General features: G+C 46.2%; 20 protein-coding genes, 2 tRNA genes and 1 pseudogene. 17 read left to right on the top strand and 6 right to left on the bottom strand.

Annotated features, from left to right (window positions below; genetic code table 11):
• Positions 1 to 1,278, bottom strand: a complete 1,278-nt coding sequence (eno, locus tag AOV_RS02130) for a phosphopyruvate hydratase (RefSeq protein WP_410518148.1) — start codon at positions 1,276 to 1,278, stop codon at positions 1 to 3.
• A 17-nt stretch (positions 1,279 to 1,295) separates the two neighbouring features.
• On the opposite strand from eno, the gene AOV_RS02125 reads away from it, so the two are divergent.
• From AOV_RS02125 to AOV_RS02105, 5 genes are all read left to right on the top strand, one after another.
• Complete coding sequence (locus AOV_RS02125) at positions 1,296 to 1,643, top strand: hypothetical protein (RefSeq protein WP_199463083.1); 348 nt, start codon at positions 1,296 to 1,298, stop codon at positions 1,641 to 1,643.
• A 190-nt stretch (positions 1,644 to 1,833) separates the two neighbouring features.
• Positions 1,834 to 2,136, top strand: a complete 303-nt coding sequence (gene rplU, locus AOV_RS02120) for a 50S ribosomal protein L21 (RefSeq protein ID WP_075138939.1) — start codon at positions 1,834 to 1,836, stop codon at positions 2,134 to 2,136.
• Between the two features lie 3 nt (positions 2,137 to 2,139).
• Positions 2,140 to 2,409: a 50S ribosomal protein L27 gene (gene rpmA / locus AOV_RS02115; RefSeq protein ID WP_075138938.1), complete on the top strand. Its 270-nt coding sequence runs from the start codon at positions 2,140 to 2,142 to the stop codon at positions 2,407 to 2,409.
• Between the two features lie 6 nt (positions 2,410 to 2,415).
• A tRNA-Ile gene (locus AOV_RS02110) sits at positions 2,416 to 2,488 on the top strand.
• Between the two features lie 100 nt (positions 2,489 to 2,588).
• A complete protein-coding gene (locus AOV_RS02105) occupies positions 2,589 to 3,095 on the top strand; it encodes a hypothetical protein (RefSeq protein WP_075138937.1) in 507 nt (168 codons plus the stop codon).
• Positions 3,096 to 3,110: 15 nt separating this feature from the next.
• Here AOV_RS02105 and AOV_RS02100 read toward each other — a convergent pair whose 3' ends face one another.
• Together AOV_RS02100 and ykgO are read right to left on the bottom strand one after the other, a co-directional pair.
• Positions 3,111 to 3,443 carry an FtsB family cell division protein gene (locus AOV_RS02100; RefSeq protein WP_233497217.1) on the bottom strand — a complete coding sequence of 111 codons (333 nt, stop codon included), beginning with the start codon at positions 3,441 to 3,443 and terminating at the stop codon, positions 3,111 to 3,113.
• Between the two features lie 55 nt (positions 3,444 to 3,498).
• Positions 3,499 to 3,627, bottom strand: a complete 129-nt coding sequence (ykgO, locus tag AOV_RS02095) for a type B 50S ribosomal protein L36 (RefSeq protein ID WP_010264484.1) — start codon at positions 3,625 to 3,627, stop codon at positions 3,499 to 3,501.
• A gap of 364 nt (positions 3,628 to 3,991) precedes the next feature.
• Here ykgO and AOV_RS02090 point away from each other — a divergent pair, with 364 nt between their 5' ends.
• From AOV_RS02090 to AOV_RS02080, 3 genes are all read left to right on the top strand, one after another.
• Positions 3,992 to 4,681 carry a hypothetical protein gene (locus tag AOV_RS02090; protein ID WP_075138935.1) on the top strand — a complete coding sequence of 230 codons (690 nt, stop codon included), beginning with the start codon at positions 3,992 to 3,994 and terminating at the stop codon, positions 4,679 to 4,681.
• A gap of 126 nt (positions 4,682 to 4,807) precedes the next feature.
• Positions 4,808 to 5,638 (top strand): exodeoxyribonuclease III, encoded by an 831-nt coding sequence (gene xth / locus AOV_RS02085; RefSeq protein WP_075138934.1) that lies wholly within the window; start codon positions 4,808 to 4,810, stop codon positions 5,636 to 5,638.
• A gap of 197 nt (positions 5,639 to 5,835) precedes the next feature.
• Positions 5,836 to 6,531 (top strand): septal ring lytic transglycosylase RlpA family protein, encoded by a 696-nt coding sequence (locus tag AOV_RS02080; protein ID WP_117374417.1) that lies wholly within the window; start codon positions 5,836 to 5,838, stop codon positions 6,529 to 6,531.
• Between the two features lie 140 nt (positions 6,532 to 6,671).
• Here the strand turns inward: AOV_RS02080 and AOV_RS02075 are convergent, their stop codons facing one another.
• The gene (locus AOV_RS02075) at positions 6,672 to 7,295 is read right to left on the bottom strand and encodes a hypothetical protein (RefSeq protein ID WP_233497216.1); all 624 of its coding nucleotides are present in this window, start codon (positions 7,293 to 7,295) and stop codon (positions 6,672 to 6,674) included.
• A gap of 565 nt (positions 7,296 to 7,860) precedes the next feature.
• Between AOV_RS02075 and AOV_RS02070 the strand changes: the two genes are divergently transcribed.
• Positions 7,861 to 7,932: transfer RNA gene (locus AOV_RS02070), tRNA-Met, on the top strand.
• Positions 7,933 to 8,468: 536 nt separating this feature from the next.
• Here AOV_RS02070 and AOV_RS02065 read toward each other — a convergent pair.
• Positions 8,469 to 9,206: a beta-ketoacyl-ACP reductase gene (locus AOV_RS02065; protein ID WP_075139475.1), complete on the bottom strand. Its 738-nt coding sequence runs from the start codon at positions 9,204 to 9,206 to the stop codon at positions 8,469 to 8,471.
• A gap of 204 nt (positions 9,207 to 9,410) precedes the next feature.
• Between AOV_RS02065 and putA the strand changes: the two genes are divergently transcribed.
• A complete protein-coding gene (gene putA / locus AOV_RS02060; RefSeq protein WP_075139474.1) occupies positions 9,411 to 12,557 on the top strand; it encodes a bifunctional proline dehydrogenase/L-glutamate gamma-semialdehyde dehydrogenase PutA in 3,147 nt (1,048 codons plus the stop codon).
• 271 nt (positions 12,558 to 12,828) lie between these two features.
• On the opposite strand, the pseudogene AOV_RS02055 reads toward putA, so the two are convergent.
• Positions 12,829 to 13,500 (bottom strand): annotated as a pseudogene (locus AOV_RS02055) (acyl-CoA carboxylase subunit beta); the annotation flags it as partial.
• A gap of 596 nt (positions 13,501 to 14,096) precedes the next feature.
• On the opposite strand from AOV_RS02055, the gene AOV_RS02050 reads away from it, so the two are divergent.
• From AOV_RS02050 to AOV_RS02020, 7 genes are all read left to right on the top strand, one after another.
• Positions 14,097 to 14,435 (top strand): hypothetical protein, encoded by a 339-nt coding sequence (locus tag AOV_RS02050; RefSeq protein ID WP_075138932.1) that lies wholly within the window; start codon positions 14,097 to 14,099, stop codon positions 14,433 to 14,435.
• An 8-nt stretch (positions 14,436 to 14,443) separates the two neighbouring features.
• Entirely contained in the window at positions 14,444 to 15,001 is a 558-nt protein-coding gene (locus AOV_RS02045; RefSeq protein WP_075138931.1) for a head-tail connector protein, read from the top strand.
• Positions 15,001 to 15,387, top strand: coding sequence for a DUF3168 domain-containing protein (locus tag AOV_RS02040; protein ID WP_075138930.1), 387 nt, complete (start codon positions 15,001 to 15,003; stop codon positions 15,385 to 15,387). The genes AOV_RS02045 and AOV_RS02040 overlap by 1 nt, the downstream gene beginning before the upstream one ends.
• Positions 15,362 to 15,760, top strand: coding sequence for a phage tail tube protein (locus tag AOV_RS02035; protein WP_075138929.1), 399 nt, complete (start codon positions 15,362 to 15,364; stop codon positions 15,758 to 15,760). The genes AOV_RS02040 and AOV_RS02035 overlap by 26 nt, the downstream gene beginning before the upstream one ends.
• 77 nt (positions 15,761 to 15,837) lie before the next feature.
• Positions 15,838 to 16,536 (top strand): hypothetical protein, encoded by a 699-nt coding sequence (locus tag AOV_RS02030; protein WP_075138928.1) that lies wholly within the window; start codon positions 15,838 to 15,840, stop codon positions 16,534 to 16,536.
• A gap of 53 nt (positions 16,537 to 16,589) precedes the next feature.
• Positions 16,590 to 18,005, top strand: a complete 1,416-nt coding sequence (terL, locus tag AOV_RS02025; RefSeq protein WP_075138927.1) for a phage terminase large subunit — start codon at positions 16,590 to 16,592, stop codon at positions 18,003 to 18,005.
• 278 nt (positions 18,006 to 18,283) lie between these two features.
• Positions 18,284 to 18,496 (top strand): TAXI family TRAP transporter solute-binding subunit, encoded by a 213-nt coding sequence (locus AOV_RS02020; protein WP_267896390.1) that lies wholly within the window; start codon positions 18,284 to 18,286, stop codon positions 18,494 to 18,496.
• Positions 18,497 to 18,505: the final 9 nt, after the last annotated feature.

The raw sequence follows: 18,505 nt of genomic DNA, 5'->3' as shown, positions 1-18,505 counted from the left end.
TTAGATTACGTTGCAAAGAAGCGCACTTTTGCCCAGGTCTTCTTCTATACGCAGGAGCTCGTTATACTTTGCCAAACGCTCTGACCTTGAAAACGAGCCCGACTTAATCTGCCCGCAATTTACTGCGACAGCTATATGAGCGATTGTAACATCCTCCGTCTCACCAGACCTGTGTGAAATTATAACGTTATAGTGATTCCGCTGAGCAGACCTTATTGCATCTATAGTTTCTGTTAGAGTGCCAATTTGGTTGGGTTTGATTAGAACCGCATTAGCCAACTTGTTTTTCACTCCGTCATTAATGAGGGCGGGATTGGTCACAAATAGGTCATCCCCCACCAACTGGACTTTGTCTCCCAGACGTTTGGTGATCGCCTTCCACCCTTCTATGTCATTTTCTGCCATGGCATCTTCTATGGAGACTATAGGGTACCGAGAAACTATGTCTTCATAGTATGCAATTAACTCATCGCTAGTTAGGTATTTGCCGGAAAATTTGTATGAGGTGCCGTCGTAAAATGTTGAAGCAGCGACATCCATAGCTAAGGCGATGTCAGAAGGGGCGCGATATCCAGACTTTTCAATTGCCTCTATCAAGATGTTAAGTACGTCTATATTATTCTCCAAACTTGGAGCAAAACCTCCTTCATCGCCGGTATTAGTGGAGTGCCCCATTTGCTTGAGTACCTCCTTTAGCTTATAGAACACTTCCGCACACATCTGTGCCGCATCAGCGAACGTTTTGGCCCCCACGGGTATTATCATAAATTCCTGAAAATCAAGGGAGTTATCCGCATGCAGGCCCCCGTTGATCACGTTTACCAAGGGCAGCGGCATCTCCCTTGCAACTGCTCCCCCTAGGTACTTGTATAGCGGCATGCCAACGCTGTCCGCAGCGGCTTTTGCCGCAGCCAATGAAACCCCTATAGTGGCGTTTGCACCCAATTTAGACTTGTTTTTCGTCCCATCCAGTGAGAGCAGAATTTCATCAACCGCTTTCTGATCGAAGGGGGAAACTCCAGCTAATGCATCGGCAACTGTTGTATTGATGTTCTGAACAGGCCTGAGCACCCCATGCCCGGCATACTTGGCCTGGTCACCATCCCTAAGCTCCAAAGCCTCAAACTTCCCAACTGAAGCCCCAGACGGCACTGAAACTCTACCTACAGCACCATCTGACAGCAAAACTTCGACCTCGACCGTAGGACGGCCCCTACTATCTAGGATTTGTCGCGCAAAAACTCTATTAATTCTGGCAACTGATCTAATACTTAGCACAATGGCCCTCACACCCAATGGTGGACAGGATAAACAATCTTTACGAAAAAGTAAACAAAGCAAAAATCCCGAAAAGTAAAGCATTTGGCCAACTATGGGCAATGTCAAACACTTTCAGAGTGCTGTTCCCACAGGAAGAAGTTGCGGATGGGGCAATGGAGATGCTTACGGGTGATGTGGCAGAGCTGAGGTTGGGTAATACTATAGCGCTTAGTACTGACATGCAGCCTACGTGCTGGTCTCAAAATGCTCTAGCGATCAGTGCCTCTAATACTTTCTCTCGGTGTGCGCTGTTACCACGACTTAAGGTCTTTCGCGTTGCTCCTATACTTTCTCGCAGTGTGCGGGCTATCCCGATATTTTAAGGTCCTTTACATTAATTGTGACGTACTGGGGGTTTGGACGCTAACTTGGGTATGGACTTGGGTAATTTTTCCAGTATAATTCCGGTGCGTTCGTTGTGAAACAGGCACACAGTGTCAGATTTTATTGACATGGGGGCTCGTATGGACCAAAATCCGGACGCTTGCGGTATATCGGTTAGAGGCTTTGAGTATGTTCGCTGTGGTTGAGGCTGGCGGAAAGCAGTACAAAGTTAAGGAGAGTGACGTAATCAAAGTAGAATTGATGGATGTCGGCGTGGGTGAGAAGGTCAAGCTTGACAGTCTCGCTACCTTCGGGGGAAAGAAGAAGGGTGTCGTCCTCCAGAGAAAGAGCTCTGCGGTTACTGCGGAGGTTGTTGCGCGCTGCAGGAATGATAAAATCGTTGTATTCAAGAAAAGGCGCCGCAAGAATTACAGGAGAAAAGTCGGCCATAGGCAGGATTTGGTCGTTTTACGTGTACTTAAGGTGGGGTAGGTTGTGGCTACTAAAAAGTCCGGTGGTAGTTCTTCTAATGGTAGAGACTCGAGAGGTAGAAGACTCGGGGTTAAGAAGTTTGGGAGTGAGCTTGTCGTTCCCGGCAACATAATAATTCGCCAGCGTGGCACGAGGTATCATCCGGGGAGAAATGTGGGCATAGGTAAGGACCATACCATATTTTCTAAGATTGCTGGAGTTGTCTGTTTTCGTAAGAGGGTAGGCGACAAGGTTTTTGTGGATGTTGTTCCTCAGTCTTGCTTATCAGTATAGATTACAGGGTCTGTAGCTCAGCGGTTGGAGCGCACGCCTGATAAGCGTGAGGACGGAAGTTCGATTCTTCCCAGGCCCACCGTTTGGCTGCACAGCACGGCGTTTCTCAGCCGCTGTAGGGCAGTGCGTCGTTTTTCATTGATGGCGGTACCGCTTCTCGTAGAATTGGGAGTGGCGGCTTGCACGTTCTTGCGGCTGCTTTTTTCTTCTCTGTGGAAAAGATTTTGCATCCTGAATTGGGCGTCGCTGAAGATGAACAAGGCGTCGATGTTGGCAACCAAGAACGTGAGAGTAGGGAGGAGCCTGGTGTACCAGCGGCACGCATCCACTTCCATATGTCACACAAGGAGCGGGTGGTAGTAGGGTGCATGGTTTTTCTTGGTATAGTCCTGGGTTCCTTATTGATGCACGGCGCGGTAACAAGCATCCAGGAAGGCTCGACGCTTTTTTTCATAATGAACATCGGGGGGTTTATCGGAATTATAGCCATTGCGGCCCTGATCTGGAACTCTGTCGCTCTAGCACGAATGCGCCGCAGGGGGCTAGCACAAAGTGACCAAGTAGCGTTGCAAGGCATGGACCACGAAGCAGCGGCAGGTAGCAATGAAGAACTGCCACCTACCAACATAGGAAGCGCAGAACTAGGTGATGATACAACGGGAGTTAAGATGCGAGCACGTGAGTAACGCGTCTCCCTCTTTTCATTGTGGTTTTAGTATTACAACGAGCTCATCCGGCTCCACATGACCAAGCACACTCCTGCTACGTTCGTCGAGTAGATCCAGACTCAGCGAGTCCTCATACAACAACGCGTTCCTACGCTGCATCTCTTCTTTCAATCGCACCATTCTGCTCAAGTCACTTTCGCACCTGCGCAACTCTTGACGCAGCCTTAGCATGGCGAGCAGGCCCCGCTCCCCAAACATCGCGCTCGCACCTAGGTAGCACGTTACTATACACGTAACCAGTATAACACACAGCCTAACCTTGGAGGTGCTGACTGCAAGCCCCACACGCGGAGGAGCACCAACCATACCTAAACGGCGGCCAAAGCGATGCATGCCAACCACAACAAAGCGACCAGCTCAACTAATATCCTTGCCTTGCTTTAAATCTGGGCTTTTTCTTATTTATAACGTATATACGCCCCTTCCTGCGTACTATCTTACAGTCCCTGTCGCGACTTTTCGCTGACTTTAAAGACCCCATAACCTTCACGGCCTTCTTCCCTACCAGTGCCACATATATGGAGATATTTCTATATTTACCGTATTCAGTCAAGTAAAACCTTCCTACTTCCGTATGTGGTACGCATGGTGTAAGGCACCTAGTGCATACATATGATGAGGCGCATCGCCCGCTGCACAGTCCGCTGTTTAATAAAGGCGGCAGATAGGTAGAAACATGTTTAAATATGGCAGCACGGCCTCTGATTCTATACTTAAACTATTTTGCCGCTTTGGGAAGATTTGTATTGATAATATTAAAATATTAATATACAAGTTGAAATACGATTTACACCTCTATCAAAGCACGTATGACAGCTCTATCAGTGTTAGGCTTGGTCTTGGGAGCCTCATCTATGGAGACGGGATTTATCACTACACAGTTGAGCAGGTTGTTCTTAAAAGCGCCGCAATGCAGAATTGGTTACGTGCACAATGTAGTCTACGATAACTCACTGAACTTACAATACTCTACACGTATTGGCAGCAGCTGGGACCTTTATGCGTCTTCTATTTGGCCATCTGCCACTGATAGGCTATATCATGAATTCGAATTTCGCACCTCTATGGCCGCTCCAGTATTAGAAGAGGGTAGGGGTAGCGCTCTCCATTTGATTAGGCGAGTGCTTTATGATGAAACCGTTACAGCGCGTGAGGCTGAGGGTGTTCTTTCAGTCAGAAGGTTGTCTGTATCCTACGGACTATATGGCTACTACCCATTGGGCGGAGAAATCAGCTTATATGCCGGTTCCAGTGTGGGTATGGCTAAGGTATTGCGGTATCAAGGGCTGCGGCAGTACTCTGAAGATCTATACGGGATGGTTACACAATCCAAAATCGGCCTCTCTTACCCAATCGTTCCAGGTTTAGAGGCATATGTAGGGTATAATTACCGCAAACACCATTGGAAGTATAAAACCGACACAATATATGACGAAGACGGCAACAGCGTACTTTATGATTTTCAAGACTTTGCATTCAATTCGCATGGAATAGAGTTAGGGCTAAAGTTCTCGGTAGTACACCACAATAAAACTACCACTTAGGCGGCGTGGGTGAACTTTGTTGTCCCTAGCTCCGCTTATGTATATACCTCTCCGCATATTTGTAACTTGACACACCAACTTATTGAAGTGTTAATTCCCCTAACGGTTTCAGATATCTTAGGGAGCATGATCAGAATATTGACGTGGAACGTAAACTCCATAAGAAAAAGGGTAGCTCACTTATGCAGTGTATTGACTGAACACCGTGTGGATATCGCGTTACTGCAGGAGACCAAGTGCACTGATGACCAATTTCCCCTGGCGGAGCTGGAGGATCTAGGGTATAGGTGCTACATACATGGGCAGAAATCAAGAAATGGAGTAGCTATATTGAGCAAGTACCCGGTGGTAGGTAAGGTGTGTGATACCATATTTGATGCAGAAGAAGGTATTGGTGCAGTTCAGGATACGGGTAGTTACTCTATGGCGGAGGCTAGGTATTTGGAATGTTTAGTAGATTGTCAAGATGTTAAGGTAAGGGTTGCGAGTGTTTATGTACCGAATGGGCAGGAAGTTGATACAGAAACCTTTGCTTATAAGCTCAATTTTCTGCAGTGCCTAAAAGCAAAGATGCTAAAACTACTCGCAAGGGAGGATTGGTTAGTTATAGGTGGGGACTATAATGTGGCTCCTGACGACATAGATGTATACGATGCGCAAGCGCTTGATGGGAAGTTGTGCTTCCATCCGAAAGAGCGCGCGGGGTTGCGTGAAATGCTGCACTTGGGCTTCACAGATGCTTTTCGAGTTTTGCATGAGGGCAAGCAGGAGTTCAGCTGGTGGAATTATAGGGAAGGGGCGTGGCAGAGGAACAGAGGCATGCGGATAGATCACTTACTGCTTTCTCCGCACGCGGTAGATAAGCTTGTTGAGTGCAGTATTCTCTCTAGTGTTAGAGGGCTAGAGTCACCATCGGATCATGCCCCCGTGATGTGTGTATTGCGCAAACTTGTGTAGTTCACTGTACATTTTGTTGGCTGGGGAATTCATTAAGACACAATGTTTAGCACCAGCACATAACGGTACGAGGAGTGCCTCTGCAACGCTTGCGCGAAAACTGCAGAATTGCTTAAAACGATTTTGATTGTATTTTAAAAGCTGATGCGATGGTATTGACCATGTACGCGTTTTTTGCAACCTTCTAGTGAGTTATATTGACCCATGTTTTAGTGCCATATTCTATCTTTCTATCTTTGACGTGTCTCGCTCTGGGACTTTTACAAGGGTGTGCAACTTCTGCCACCAAGCCCGGCCGTAATGGTGCTCATTATAAAATTGGCACGAGCTATGCTATAAATGGTATAGCCTATAAGCCACAGTACTACGATTACTACGAGGAAATCGGTATTGCCTCCTGGTACGGCGGCGATTTTCACAATAAACCTACCGCTAATGGTGATATTTTCAGCAAGTTTTTACTCACAGCTGCACACAAGACTCTGCCTATGCCCAGCTTTGTTGAAATTACAAATCTGGAAAATGGTAGAAAGGTTACGGTAAAAGTAAATGATCGTGGCCCATTTGTTGAGAATAGGATAATAGACCTCTCAGAAAAAGCCGCTACGTTGCTTGGTTTCCGTGACAAAGGTACTGCAAAAGTCAAAGTGCTCTATCTGGGAAAAATGTCCAGAAAAATGCTGCATGAACAACTCTCTAATAAAGCTAGGTATGCAAAACTGGAAGAGCGTCACAGGAAAGACCTAATTGCAGCCAAAACCAGTGTTGGTTATGTTTTGAAAGTTACTGAAGCAGCGCACGCAAAGAGGGTTGCATCTGAATTGAGAAGACAGGGCATTCAAGGAGTAAGAGTACTATTTAAGGCTGGGGAGTACCAAGTGCATATGCACTGATTATGTACATTGAAGATTATCTGCGAGTCTTAACCGACTGAGAGACTCTGCGATACTACTCAAGACCGACGTACGTGCAATAGGCTTGTGCGCAACCTCCATAAAAATGTTCTAGGTGAACATAATAAGACCTGAGGGAACTATCTGGCACTATTGCCTAGGGCTATCAGCGCATTTTTCACAGACTTCCGCCGATCTTGCGCAAGTGTTTCAGCAACAGCTGAAACTTCACATTCTGAAAGAAGTCTGTGATAGCAACGATTGCGCTGGGACATACGTACCAGGACGAAGGACCCAACACAAGTGGTTAACCACCCACAACTTGCTATAGCCTTTGCTATGTTCCAAGCCAATCCGCCAACATGGACGTTATTACTGCTAAGTGATGCAATGTTCATGGAAATGCTCACAACCCCCAATGCTATGGCTAAGTAACCAAGCGCTTTTTGACTCCTTATAGTTTTGACCCTTGAATCGTACTCCTCTTTATCCATGTATTGACCAGTCAATTGCAGCTGTTTGTGATCAGCCGTCATAGAGGCAATCCTGGATAAAATTGCGCACATTGATGCAAAGCATCCGATAACAGAGAAGTAGCGCGGGGTAGCGGTTCCGGAAATCAAGAACCCTATAGATGCGGCTGAGAGACCAATGACGATTATTGCCTCTGCGCATGTCGCAAATGTATCAATCTTCTCAAGACGGGAAAGTTCCTGTATATGCTCATTCTTGCGGTAGCTGCGTGTTTTGAGGTATAAAGCCATAGCGTATCCACACATTGCCAATGCGGAAGCTGTGGCAAAAAGTGCAATTGCGGCCTCCTTGGGCACAGCACTTGCGGCCAACGCAAAAGAGTAAGCTAGACACAAACATATCCAATAGATTATAAATACCATACGCGCGGTGGTACGCAGCGTGCCTTGCCGAAATAATATAATTCTTCTTTTTTGTGGAACAACCGCTAACTGGTTGGAAGGGGATGTACACTCTTCCTTCTGAATGAGCATAGTAAATGTCGTATCCTTACCGTGAATATGTGGCATAGTTCAAAGTGTACTTCAATTTCTGTGACTCATCGTGCTTCTAGATCGGATACGGCTCTGACAAGCATGACGCAACGGCGCATGCATCCCTGCCCGAAGTTAAACCTCACAATAACGCGTATTCTTCCGGAGTAGGGCCAGGTTTATAGAGATAAAAACACCCCAACATGGTAAATGAAAACCATTAACAATTTGCATATCAAAATCATCCTCCTTCCCCACGGGCAGCCGTGTATGAATATGCAGGTTGCAACATGGCACAAGATGTGATATCCCGTTGTCGTCGGGCTAGGTAGCTCAGGGGTAGAGCAGGAGCATCATAATCTCCGGGTCGGGGGTTCGAATCCCTCCTTAGCCACAACAATTGCCGGGTGGGCATCCTTGTTGCGTATGGCCCGCACTGGCGGCCCGAGTCCTTACAGATCTGTCCGCGTAATTGTGTTGGGCGTATTAATTAGTAAACGCGCTCATCCCGGTAGCCTGCCAGCTTGATACCGGTGTAACTATCATGACGCCTTGTTGCGTAATATCCAGAACACGAAAAAGCGCGATGAGTATTGAGTGAAAATTAGGTAGTTACCTTTCCAATCTCATCTTTTAGTTTAATAAATTATAAGAAACGTCTGTGAAGGAGGAGCGCGTTTACCTACAACAAGACAGAAAAGCCATTACATTGACTGATTTTCATGACCCAACAACTGCTTAAGGTGTCTTGTCTGGAAACATGTCTTAAATGCTATCTAAGCTGAAAGTGTCATCAGCGCACCTGCACTGATCATCCGCTATGTTAGGGTTTGTCTGCAAGTCAACCGAGAAGTACTAGTAATGCCACTCTTGGTATCGTGTGTAAGCAGGCTTCTGTGCGTAAATTGCGTTCAAGCACCTATTACCCGTTCAGCACATCAACATGCCGCCATTCACATGTATGGTCTGCCCAGTTATATAGCTGCTGGCATCACTAGCCAAAAATAGAACTACCGAGGATATGTCTTCGGGAGTACCCATGTGACCCATTGGTATGTTATTCAAGATATGCTCCTTTTGTTTTTCCGATAGTTGGGCCGTCATAGGTGTATCTATGAATCCTGGAGCGACACAATTTACTGTGATCCCACGAGATGCGAACTCTAGGGCCAAAGACTTACTCATCCCTATTATGCCAGCCTTAGATGCTGAATAATTCGCCTGGCCGACATTACCGGTAACGCCTACGATCGATGAGATGTTTATTATTCTACCACCTGCATTTTTCAGCATGGCACGGCATGCACTTTTGTTGATTCTGAATACGGCACTCAGATTAATTGCTATGACTTTATCCCAATCTTCATCAGTAATGCGGAGCGATAGCTTATCAAGCACTATGCCCGCACTACAGACCACTCCGTCAATTCCTGACATAAGCTCTGCAGCTCTATCCACTAAGGTGTCCACCTCCGCACTATTCAAAAGGTCACACTGCATAACATGTACGCCGGCCACGCACTGCGATGCAACACTCTGCAATGCATCAACGCGGGTTCCCGATATACATAGCTCGGCATTTGCTCTAGATAGAGCAATGGATATGGCAGAACCTATACCCCCAGATGCTCCCACAACCAAAAATCTTTTTCCAGATACATCAAACATCCTATCCCTCACACAGTCCCAAGCCAGTACCCGCTCAGGGTAACGAATTTGCTGGACAGTTACAATGCCATTCTGTACAATTGCGGCGCGTTTGTGTTTTGCTACCGTATTTTGCAGACACTTCGAGTACAGCCTATCAAGTTGTAGGTCTTCCTGGGCTCGTGTTTGGCCCTTTGTTGGTTTTTATGCAGGTAACGATACATGATGATAAGTCCTTTACAATCGCCTGATGAGCTGCGCAAGCGCATGCAGGGGTTGTATGGTGCTGATGAGAAAAGCTACATAAGATATTTAACCGAGCGCACTGAAGTGTCTCAAGAATCAAAGGTGCGGATATATAGCTTGGCGAAGCAGGTAATAGAGAAGGTACGCGCAAACAAAAACACCACAATGATAGACGCATTCATGCAGCAATATGGGCTGTCGACCGAGGAGGGTGTTGCGCTTATGTGTCTGGCAGAGTCTCTGCTCAGAATCCCTGACGACTGCACCATAGACGACATTATAAGAGACAAAATTACCCGTACAACTTGGAACAAGCATATAGGGCGTTCTGCATCGATATTCGTTAATGTTTCCACTTTGGCGCTCAGTATCGGTGCACATATGCTCAGGGAGGTTGATGACTCCCGATGGTACGGCATATTGGGCAATCTACTCAAAGATATGGGTGAGCCTGTTATAAGAAAAGCTGCCCTGCAGGCTATGCAGGTATTGGGCAAGCACTACGTGTGTGGGCACACAATAGAGGAGGCAATTGCAAGAAGCCATGAGGCCGGGCGTTTATGCTCCTTTGATGCTTTAGGAGAGGCTGCAAAAACTCGCGCAGATGCTGACAGATATTTTACCTCCTACATGAATATCCTAGAAGCGTTGGGGTCGGATTCAAAAGCGGGGGACGATCTGGAATCAAGGCATGGAATATCGGTTAAGCTTTCATCCCTGCATCCAAGATATGAATTCAGTCAGGCAGATTACATACTAAAGGACATATCATCTAAGTTATTAGAGCTGTGTCAGGTTGCAAAGAAGTACAACGTTGGGCTGACAATAGACGCCGAAGAGGCGCGCAGGTTGGAGCTGTACCTTATGGTGTTAGACACAGTGTTTTCTGACAGCTCTCTCAACGGTTGGGAGGGGCTTGGTTGCGTCATACAGGCTTATCAAAAAAGGGCGCTGGCCGCTCTTGATTTTGTAGAAGATATAGCTATAAGGGCGAATCGCAAGATGATCGTCAGGCTAGTGAAGGGTGCTTATTGGGATTATGAGATCAGAAATGCCCAAGAGATGGGATTGGATGGGTATCCAGTGTTTACTAGGAGGGCATACACGGATGTTTCCTATCTTGCATGTGTGCAGAAGCTCTTAAGCAAGCCTGGGACCTTCTATCCATGCTTTGCAACCCATAACGCTTACACCTTGTCTTTTGTTTTGGAAATGGCTGATAAGGACCATCCAGGGTTTGAGTTCCAACGCTTATATGGCATGGGACAAGGCTTGTACGACTATGTCACCAAAGAGGTTGCGCCAAATGTTCGCTGCCGAGTGTATGCCCCCATAGGGCAACATCAGGAATTGTTACCTTATTTGATTAGGCGGTTGATCGAAAACGGGGCCAACGTTTCTTTCGTTAACATGATCAACGATGCTGACATTCCCGCGGAATGCTTGTGCGCTGATCCATTAGAAAGGGCAACATCCTTCGAGTATGCTCCGCACCCTTGCATCCCATTGCCTTCGGAGATGTTCCCGGATGGTAGGATAAACTCTGCCGGGGTAAACACCTCTGACTCGCTTTCTATGCTTGCGTTAAGTGAAGAAGTTAGCGCATTCGACGACACTTGTTGGAAAGCCTGTCCAATAATCGGTGGCCAGGATATTGAAGAGGGAGAGCTTTACGAGGTATTTTTCCCTGCAAGCCTCAGCACCAAAGTGGGAGAGGTTTTGGCTGCCACTCCTGAACATGCTTTGCAGAGTATAGAGGTTGCGCGCAGCTCGTTCTACAGGTGGAGCAACACCCCTGTGGAGGAGCGTGCCGCCATCCTAGAGCGTGCCGCGGATTTACTTGAGAAAGGGCGTGGTAAGTTCTTTTCCTTACTAATAAGAGAGGGTGGTAAGGTAATCTCTGACGCTGTCGCAGAAATCCGAGAAGCAGTGGATTTCCTGCGGTACTACGCGATGCTTGCTAGAGATCAGCTGACCAATCCGATAAAACTCCCTGGACCAGCTGGAGAGGAGAATTATCTCTACTTTGAAAGTAGGGGGGTTTTCGTTTGTATATCACCTTGGAACTTTCCCCTAGCTATTTTCTTGGGTCCTATTGCGGCAGCTCTTGTCACTGGTAACACGGTTATAGCCAAGCCCGCTGAACAAACCTCTTTGGTAGCTTATGAGGCAGTGAAGCTACTATACGAGGCTGGTGTCCCGACGGATGTGCTGTGTTTTGTGCCGGGACGAGGAGAGGTGTTGGGTAATGCCTTGCTTAGCAGCGCAAGCATTGCAGGGGTCGTATTTACTGGTTCCACCGAAACTGCAAATATAATCAACCAAGTGGTAGCTGGGCGGGGCCGGGATATAATCCCGCTGATTGCCGAAACTGGAGGCATTAATGCCATGATAGTTGACAGCTCAGCATTGCCAGAGCAGGTTGTTGAAGACGTTATCACCTCTGCGTTTAAGAGCGCTGGGCAGCGCTGCTCTTCCTTAAGGGTGCTGTTCCTACAGGAAGAGGTTGCGGACAAGACAATAGAGATGCTTTTAGGTGCCGTGGCAGAGCTGAGGTTGGGTAATCCCATGGCGCTTAGCACTGACATAGGCCCAGTCATCGACCAGCAGAGCTTTGATATGCTAACTTCTTATGCAGAGGAGATGCGGAAAAAGAAGATCAAGCTGCTGTGCAGGGCAGATATCAGCTATCTATCCGGTGAAGAGGAGGGGTATTTCTTCCCTCCACATATCTTTGAGCTGGAGTCGGTATCCCAGCTCAGCCGAGAAGTATTTGGACCTGTACTCCACGTCATAAGATATAAAAAGCCTGACCTACTAGGCATGCTTGACGATATAAATAGTACCGGATATGGGCTTACTTTTGCTATACAGAGCAGGATACAGAGCAGCATCGACGATATAACTGACAGGATAGGAGCGGGTAATGTGTACGTAAACAGGAATCAAGTCGGCGCTGTGGTGGGAGTACAGCCTTTTGGGGGTCGAGGGCTATCAGGAACTGGTCCCAAGGCTGGAGGTCCGCACTATTTGCATAGATTTTTGACAGAGAAAACCGTTACAGTTAATGCCGCTGCGCTCGGGGGCAGCGTGTCCTTAGTATGTTTAGAAGATGAGTGGGCGTAGTTTGCCCGCCTCCCCCGGGATTTTTAAAGGAAGAAGCCGTCGCAGTTAATGCCGCTACACCGGGGGCGTGTCCTTGGCTTGCTCGGAAGATGAATGGTACGTGATATGTACCAGCACACATAAACCGGCAAATGATAGGGCTGGCTTGTACCAACACCCTTTTGGTGGTAGTGTACGTGCGTAGGCGGGTTTGGCTTAGCGTTAAGCAAACGTGATGGAAATCGTACGCAAGCACTCCTGTATCATTGACGTCATGAAGATTTCTGGTTACAGAATATTCTTGAGACACACCCGGCATGAACCCAGGAACGTCAATAAGCGTGACAATTGGTATGTTAAAGGCATCACAAAACCTTACGAACCTGGCAGCCTTTCTTGATGCATCAATATCCAAACACCCAGCCAGATGCAGCGGCTGGTTCGCTACAAACCCCACAGTGTGGCCGCCTATCCTGCCAAAGCCTGTTATAATGTTTTTCGCAAAATCCGGTTTTAACTCGAAAAACACCCCCTCGTCACACACTTTGTGTATAAGCTCGTACATATCATACGGAATGCTGCTACTATGGGGGACCAGAGTGTTTAAGGACTCGCTTTCTCTGTCCACAGTATCTCTTGTCTCTCTGAATCTGGCAGTGCTCTTATTATTTGCAGGCATAAACGAGAAAAACTTCCTTACCTGACGCAGCGCATCAATTTCATCGCTAAAAGCGCGATCGGCAACTCCGGTCTTCTTCGTGTGTATGGCAGAGCCGCCCAAATCTTCCTGGGTAACTTCTTCAAAGGTAACCTTCCGAATAACATCCGGTCCGGTAACAAACATGCATGAGCTGCCACGCACCATGAATACAAAGTCAGTCAATGCGGGGGAATACACCGCACCACCTGCACATGAACCCATGATTAGAGATATTTGCGGGACCACCCCAGACATTTCAACATTATAGTGAGAGTATTGTGGCAAGGCTTAGTGGTAGAAGTTGTGTACCCTTACAAAAATCCTAGAGCGAGGCACGCCAAAAAGACAGAAAATAGAATAGGCACTAAAGTATGGGTCAATGTGACCCACTAGAAGGGGCTGAAAAAACGTGTATATGGTCAATACCATCGCATCAACTGTATTCCTGCAGAAAGATCTTGCCGTAGCTAGCCAGAGAATCCACTCCCTCCTGTATACGGGGCACCACCGGAATCGTTAATCCATATCACAGGCATCCCCACCTTGGCGGCTATGTAGTACAGCCGGGGGTTCTTAGTATAATGTGGGCGGCATATCCAGACTTCTACAGTGCAGCATTGCAACGCATTTGGTAGGGCTTCTTGCTTGAAGCTTTGCATTAAGAAGGCTGAGCAAAGATCACCGAAAACGCAGTAATTATGTACACTGATATGGGGTCGATCTGCGGGGAAAGGCACATACGCGAGGCCTTGCACTGACTTTTACAATGCGGTACGTATGAGCCAATTCCTGGAAAATTGCTTCCCGGTCAAAGGCATCTCACTCTAAAATCCCACTATGTTCCGCGCAATTTTCCCCATATGAATCATAAAAGCAGCTGTGCGACAGACAGCAAACATAGCCTTTTGAATACAGTCCTAGGAGAAATTGACGAGCTCTTTGAAAAGAAAGAAAAGCAGCTACAAAGTATGTTAGATAGTGCTCTTCATGCATTTTTGGAGCAATTTAGAGATATGCTGGAGGAAGAGCTAGTACAACTATCACAGAAGGAGTACACAAAGCTATTTGCAGAAACCACCTCCGATAATATCAGTCAAACAGTAACTATCTCACATTTGTACCAAAAAAACTTAGAGATTATGAGCAAGATAATGCTAGAAATTATACAAGAAACTCTCAAAAATTTTACTGCGGTTTAGGGGCTTACATGCTAGCAAATCCTGCCTTTCACGTAGTGCGTAAAGCGCCACCAACGAGTTTTCCCGTCACACTGACAGAGGTAAAGTCCTTTTTAGGAATCAACAACAACAGCGAGGATGGCTTACTGACAAATATCATATCGATGTCTTCAGAGTACGCCCAATGGTATATAGAACAGTCACTAAGCAGGCAAACCTGGGTACTATCCCGCAGCGGAGGTAATATTCCCAAAAAAATATTTTTACCGTTTGGACCTATTGTTTCTGTGGTATCTGTGAGAGTGGCAACACAAAATGCTGCCCTACGTACCGTTACAAAAAAAGAATATTCCGTCGATAGTCTGCAGTCTAGCGTAGTGGTATACGCGGCAATCGGCGCCACAAAAATAGAGATAGTATACGAGGCTGGTTATGCGGACACGCGCGATATTCCCACGCAAATCAAGCATGGAATATTGCATCATGTAGCAGTTGCCTATAAAAAGCGAGATTCCATGACCGTCGAACATCTGGCATTTATCAAGGAGATATACGCGCCTTTCAGGGAAGTAAGGCTGGTGCTGTAATGAACGTTGTGGACCTATATGCATTGGTATTAGAGCGCCTGCGATCGGACCATATCATAAGAAATTTAGTGAGCTGCATATATGAGCAAGCCCCCACCGTGGCAAGCATACCGTACGCTCACCTGCACGTACGTCATATTGAAGATATAGCAACATTTGACAAAGTAGCTCTCAAAGCGCACATGGCATGCTACATCTTCAGTTACAGCATTCTAGAAACCATAAAAATTGCGAAACACGCAAAAAATGCATTACAGCAGCTGTTTCAGGAGCTGGAACTCACATTTATCGGTAGGGGATATAAGGTAGTGCGGAGAGGAGAGATCTTTCAATCCACCCTAGGCTTTGAGGTGTTAATAGATGATAGTATTAAAATTCAGAAATGACAGCGGCGACTGCGTCACTTTAAGTGGCATTCAGAACATTCGATTAACGTTACGTAACAAAAATTCTGAAGTTAAAGGTGTCCTCTCAGGAGGGTGGAAAAACTCTCTCAACGGCACAGGAGATAAGAATGTTGCGGTGCGCATCACAGGAATTGCCGAACACTCGGCGGCAGAAAGCGTATTGCTGGAGGGCTCATTCGAAAACCGCGCTCTGAATTGCACATTACTGCTTGGTAGTAGGACAAAAGTAACCATGAAGTGCTTTGTTGAGCTGTATGAGTGGTATTACGAGGTTGGAAATTTGGGGAGTTTCAATGTGGTGCTGATTAGCAGCGGACTGGTTCACTACAATCAGAACGCGAAAGACGACTAATTCTCAATATGTGAATAAATTAACTATAAGTTTATCTCAAACATATAAGATTGCGCATACATCGCACATTTTCATACATGGAAAAGGTAGTATCCCACAGCCGAATAGCACGCAAGTACTCTCCGGAAGCAAAGCGCTATATAGGGCTTGTATTAAGGCATGGCACACCCGGACAAGCCATGATAATGCGTGGGATACTAAAAACCCACTCCCATGCGCGCTCATGTCCCACAAAAGTAATGGATATAAGGGGGCCTCAAAAGGCGCATTTGCACCTTCTTGAGAGATATAAAGTACGCACATGCGATAGGTGGGTAGCGAGGGCTCATATCGCGTCGAGAAAGCCGTTGCATTGTAAACAATCTTCCCAAAGCATAGAGGATATTATACGCGCACTTAAAGCGGAAAAGGCAGCCACATGTATACACAAACAGTGGCAACACAGAGCAGCATATTCAGCCAAATCTGTGTTCAAGACTATGCTAAAAGTAAAAGTTGCACACGGTATGGATCCAATACAGAGGGCAGGACAAACCACAGAATCCAACATACGTGAAGCTGCAATGTACGGCCGAGCATTGAAAAAACCGCAGAATAAGAGAGGTATATCATTTATCTTTAAGCTTTTAATAAATCTGCTATTCGCACTAATTTTTCCACTAATGTTCAAGGGAGATACCATGGTGCAATACATTCTCAAGGGACTTGAGTACCAACAGAAGGAAAAGGAAAAAGATTCGGGTCGCCGACATGGTTATGCGTGTATTGCACGGTAAACTGTAAACCACAGGCATATACAAAAAATATGAAATAAACCGGCAGTTATGGTATGAAATTCATTAAATTTCTGAAGCTTGTCTTTGGAACTATAGCTACTGATAGTCGATATGTTGACAATTGGCACATAAGAGCGATATCAGACAGATTAGAGGCCGTTTTGGCCGGAAAAATTAAGCGCCTCATAATAAACGTACCACCAAGATCTATGAAGTCTATATGCGTGAGCATTGCATGGCCTGCATGGATTTTAGGTTTGAACCCAAAAGCTAGGATTATAGCTGCAAGTTACTCACAAATTTTAAGCGAAAGGTTATCATTAGACACCAGGTATATATTGCAGGCTAATTGGTATCAGGAGCTGTTTCCAGAAGTAAAAATCATCAAGGATCAAAACACAAAGCATAGGTTCCAAACTACGCAGCTCGGGTATAGATTTGCCACCTCAGTTGGGGGAACAATCACCGGGGAGGGTGGCAATTTCCTGATAGTCGATGATCCAATGAATCCTTTACAATCTGAAAGTAGAACATATAGACAAAAAGTATGCAATTGGTTCAATCAAAGCCTGTTGACAAGATTGAACGATAGGAGAAACGGGGTTGTGGTTGTAGTCATGCATAGGCTACACACAGAAGATCTGACCGGGCATTTACTAGCAAAAAAGGGTTACGGTAACAGGTGGCACCATTTATCTCTGCCGTTGGTGTCTACTAGAAAAACCAAGGTGTACTCCTTTGCCTTGCCAAGCATACTACAGAGCAGCGGCCGAAAATCGAGGAGGGTACTGCATGTTAGGCAAGATAACGAGCCTTTACGCAGAAGCATGAGCGCTCAATACATAGCGCGCTTGAAGCAGGACGTTGGAACATATGCGTTTTCCTCGCAATACCAACAAGATCCTATAGACAATCTGGGCAAAGGAATCATAAAGCGCCAATGGTTCAAGCGTTATGTTGATCAGATACCGCACGAAGAGTGTGTTATAGTGCAAAGTTGGGACACCGCAGGCACCGAGGCCCGCAGTAGTAATTTCAGCGTATGCACCATCTGGGCACACAAGGGTAGAGACCACTTCCTACTGGAAGTATACAGAGTTAAACTCAAATACGTCGCGCTCAAGAGATTAGTTTTGCACTTAGAAAGCCTTTGGAAGCCAAATGCCGTGCTTATTGAGGGCAAGTCAAGTGGTATTCAGCTTACTCAAGAATTGAGCCACCTACCAATCATATCGGTTGTTCCCATGGGTGCGAAAGACATTAGAGTTTTCAAGATTATCCCAATGATAGAGTCAGGCCATGTATTTCTCCCACACGAAGCTTCATGGTTAGGTGATTTCGAGCAGGAGGTATGTTCATTCCCGTACTATAAACACGATGACCAAGTTGACAGCATGACACAGTTCTTATTATGGGTTCGTGACACAATGCCAGCAGAGGAGGGGTGCCCGCAAATTAGAGTAATTTAGCGATAGGGAAGGGGTGTACACCTGCTCCTGTTGCAGCATGGAGCTTGAAGAAGTATGTAGAACTTTCAGGACTTTTTCAGGGCTTCGGGGCAGAAATTGGTGGAAATTTGCCTAATTAGCTTGAATACATAATATATATTATGGAAAATAAATTAAAATCGCGGATAGAAGCTAAGCATATATGTTGTAATAATAAATTCCGCAACAACAAAACAACACGTCATTACTACAGTTGGCCAGCGGTCGCAAACTTGTTTGTATGAGCCCGTGCATTAACTCTGAAATTAGAATCCGTATACGCTACAACTGCGCTATCAGACGAGATGGCGTATGCGATAGTAAAATCCATTGCATCTAATATTAGCAGGTTTCATGAGCTTAGTGGTGCTCTGCGGAAGCTCACACTCAGGGATCTGGTGACTAGTGGAAGTGCAGTTCCGCTGCATGATGGTGCAGAACGCTTTTACAGAGAAACTGGCATGTTGAAATAGCTCCGTAGA

This window comes from Anaplasma ovis str. Haibei (assembly GCF_002214625.1).
Classification (GTDB): domain Bacteria; phylum Pseudomonadota; class Alphaproteobacteria; order Rickettsiales; family Anaplasmataceae; genus Anaplasma; species Anaplasma ovis.
Note: the sequence above shows the minus strand (reverse complement) of the source record. Positions and strands in the feature narration are given on the sequence as shown.

What these genes read in the sequence shown, in the direction of transcription:
- AOV_RS02125 (WP_199463083.1), top strand. Translation starts at nt 1,296, where the DNA reads ATGGTGGACAGGATAAACAATCTTTACGAAAAAGTAAACAAAGCAAAA.
- rplU (WP_075138939.1), top strand. Translation starts at nt 1,834, where the DNA reads ATGTTCGCTGTGGTTGAGGCTGGCGGAAAGCAGTACAAAGTTAAGGAG.
- AOV_RS02100 (WP_233497217.1), bottom strand. Translation starts at nt 3,443, where the DNA reads ATGGTTGGTGCTCCTCCGCGTGTGGGGCTTGCAGTCAGCACCTCCAAG.
- AOV_RS02090 (WP_075138935.1), top strand. Translation starts at nt 3,992, where the DNA reads ATGGAGACGGGATTTATCACTACACAGTTGAGCAGGTTGTTCTTAAAA.
- xth (WP_075138934.1), top strand. Translation starts at nt 4,808, where the DNA reads ATGATCAGAATATTGACGTGGAACGTAAACTCCATAAGAAAAAGGGTA.
- AOV_RS02075 (WP_233497216.1), bottom strand. Translation starts at nt 7,295, where the DNA reads ATGGCTTTATACCTCAAAACACGCAGCTACCGCAAGAATGAGCATATA.
- AOV_RS02065 (WP_075139475.1), bottom strand. Translation starts at nt 9,206, where the DNA reads ATGTTTGATGTATCTGGAAAAAGATTTTTGGTTGTGGGAGCATCTGGG.
- putA (WP_075139474.1), top strand. Translation starts at nt 9,411, where the DNA reads ATGATAAGTCCTTTACAATCGCCTGATGAGCTGCGCAAGCGCATGCAG.
- AOV_RS02050 (WP_075138932.1), top strand. Translation starts at nt 14,097, where the DNA reads ATGAATCATAAAAGCAGCTGTGCGACAGACAGCAAACATAGCCTTTTG.
- AOV_RS02045 (WP_075138931.1), top strand. Translation starts at nt 14,444, where the DNA reads ATGCTAGCAAATCCTGCCTTTCACGTAGTGCGTAAAGCGCCACCAACG.
- AOV_RS02040 (WP_075138930.1), top strand. Translation starts at nt 15,001, where the DNA reads ATGAACGTTGTGGACCTATATGCATTGGTATTAGAGCGCCTGCGATCG.
- AOV_RS02035 (WP_075138929.1), top strand. Translation starts at nt 15,362, where the DNA reads ATGATAGTATTAAAATTCAGAAATGACAGCGGCGACTGCGTCACTTTA.
- AOV_RS02030 (WP_075138928.1), top strand. Translation starts at nt 15,838, where the DNA reads ATGGAAAAGGTAGTATCCCACAGCCGAATAGCACGCAAGTACTCTCCG.
- terL (WP_075138927.1), top strand. Translation starts at nt 16,590, where the DNA reads ATGAAATTCATTAAATTTCTGAAGCTTGTCTTTGGAACTATAGCTACT.